The sequence below is a fragment of the Rhodopseudomonas sp. B29 genome, from assembly GCF_000333455.1.
Lineage (GTDB): Bacteria > Pseudomonadota > Alphaproteobacteria > Rhizobiales > Xanthobacteraceae > Rhodopseudomonas.
The window spans coordinates 1-1,966 of record NZ_BADD01000145.1 but is presented as its reverse complement, the minus strand read 5'-3'; the positions used below and the strand labels follow the sequence as shown (position 1 = coordinate 1,966).

General features: G+C 66.5%; 2 protein-coding genes and 1 pseudogene. 2 read left to right on the top strand and 1 reads right to left on the bottom strand.

Annotated elements, in window-relative coordinates:
• A pseudogene (locus I5M_RS05450) lies at positions 1-264 on the top strand (IS110 family transposase); the annotation flags it as partial.
• 346 nt (positions 265-610) lie between these two features.
• Here I5M_RS05450 and I5M_RS05445 read toward each other — a convergent pair.
• On the bottom strand, positions 611-1,612 hold the full coding sequence (locus I5M_RS05445) for an adenosine kinase (RefSeq protein WP_022720484.1): 1,002 nt from the start codon (positions 1,610-1,612) through the stop codon (positions 611-613).
• Positions 1,613-1,726: 114 nt separating this feature from the next.
• On the opposite strand from I5M_RS05445, the gene I5M_RS29230 reads away from it, so the two are divergent.
• On the top strand, positions 1,727-1,966 hold a 240-nt coding region (locus tag I5M_RS29230; RefSeq protein ID WP_283804862.1), incomplete at its 3' end, for a lipid II flippase MurJ.

The window sequence follows — 1,966 nt, the reverse complement described above, 5'->3', positions numbered from 1 at the left end:
CTCCGGCTCGGACGGATCACCCGCGCGGGCGACGAGATGCTGCGCAGCGTGCTGATCTCCGGCGCCATGGCGGTGATCCAGCAGGCGCGGCATGGGCGCGGCCGCGCCTCGGTGTGGCTGGTCGCGCTGCTGGCGCGCAAGCCGATCAAGCTGGCGGCGGTGGCGCTCGCCAACAAGATCGCCAGGATCGCCTGGAAGATGATGATCACGCAACAGACTTACGACGGGGCGCGGATGCCGAGCGCATCGCCGCGCGCCGACTGAGAGATCGAACGTCGGGCAATTAGTCCGACGCTCGAGCCGGAGCTGCAACGGGAGACAGATGGAACGATCGATCGAACCGAGAGGCGAGACAATCCGTGGAATCCATCGGCACACAAAGGCCGGTAGGGTGATTGGAGCTCGCGTCGCGGAAGCCATCTTGGCCAGCGGTCCATCGCGACCGCACCGACAGGCCGCACATATGGATGCAAGCGATCCGATCAGTCCTCAGAATCCCTTGTGGCTCGGGGGCCGTCCACATATGGATTCCGGGTTCGCGAGCTGCGCTCGCGCCCCGGAATGACAAAAAGATAGGTGTATGCTTTGGAGGCGGACTGCAACCAGCTAATTACACCGGCAGCCCGTGCTGCTGGGCCAGATCCTTCAGCGACACTTGCGGCCTTGCGCCGATGTGCTGGATGACTTCGGCGGCGGCCAGGGCGGCGAGGCGGCCGGAGTTGTGGTGGCCGGCGCCGCGCACCAGGCCGAACAGGAAGCCGGCGGCGAACAGATCGCCGGCGCCGGTGGTGTCGACCAGCTGATCGATCGGCGACGCCGGCACCATCGTGACGTCGGTGCCCTCAACCACCGCGCAGCCCTTCTCGCTGCGGGTGACGACGCCAAGCGCGACATCCTGCGACAGCTGCTTGATCGCGGTGTCGAAATCGGAGGTCTGGTACAGCGAATGCAGCTCGGACTCGTTGGCGAAGATCAGGTCGACGGTCTTGCTGCGCATCAGATCGAGGAACTCGCCGCGATAGCGATCGACGCAGAACGCGTCCGACAGCGTCAGCGCCACCCTGCGGCCGGCGCCATGGGCGATCTTCGAGGCCTTGAGGAAGGCTTCCTTGGCCTGCGGTGGATCCCACAGATAGCCTTCGAGATAAGTGATCGCGGCGGCGGCGATCTGGGCCTCGTCGATGTCGGCCGGGGTGAGATCCTGCGCCGCGCCCAGATAGGTATTCATGGTGCGCTCGCCGTCCGGCGTCACAAGGATGTAGGAGCAGCCGGTGGCCGGGCCGTCCTTGGCCGGCATGGTCTGGAATGTGACGCCGGCGGCGCGGATGTCGTGGCTGTAGAGCCGGCCGATCTGGTCGTCCTTGACCTTGCCCACATAGGCGGTGCGGGCCCCGAACGACGCCAGGCCGACGATGGTGTTGGCGGCCGAGCCGCCCGACATTTCGGTGGCCTGCCCCATATCGGCGTAGATCGCCGCGGCCCGGACCTCGTCGATCAGCGCCATGCCGCCCTTGGTCATGCCGTGGCGGACCAGAAAATCGTCCTCGGTGCGCACCAGCACGTCGAAGATCGCATTGCCGATGGCGAGAACGTCGTATTGGGCTGAGGTCATGGGGAGCTTTCCGAGGATGACGGGCCGCTCGCGGGCGACAATTTGTCAACCGCGGCGGCGCGACCTATCACGTTCACGGTCAGGCCCACAAGGCCGTCAAACTGCGTGCTGTCGATGCTTCGCCCGCTTCTCACCGTTTCTGCCGGAACGCTGTCGTCGCGCCTCCTCGCATTCGTGCGGGACGCGCTGGTGGCGGCGTTGCTCGGCGCTGGCGGCATCGCGGACGCGTTCCTGCTGGCGTTTCAGCTTGTCAACGTGACGCGGCGGCTGCTCACCGAAGGCGCGCTGAACGCCGCGCTGGTGCCCGCCTGGCTGCGGGTGCGCAAGCACGATGGCGTCGCTGCTGCGGAAGCT

Bases quoted from the DNA above. Each gene is read 5' to 3' on its own strand.
- I5M_RS05445 (WP_022720484.1), bottom strand. From the start codon at position 1,612: ATGACCTCAGCCCAATACGACGTTCTCGCCATCGGCAATGCGATCTTC.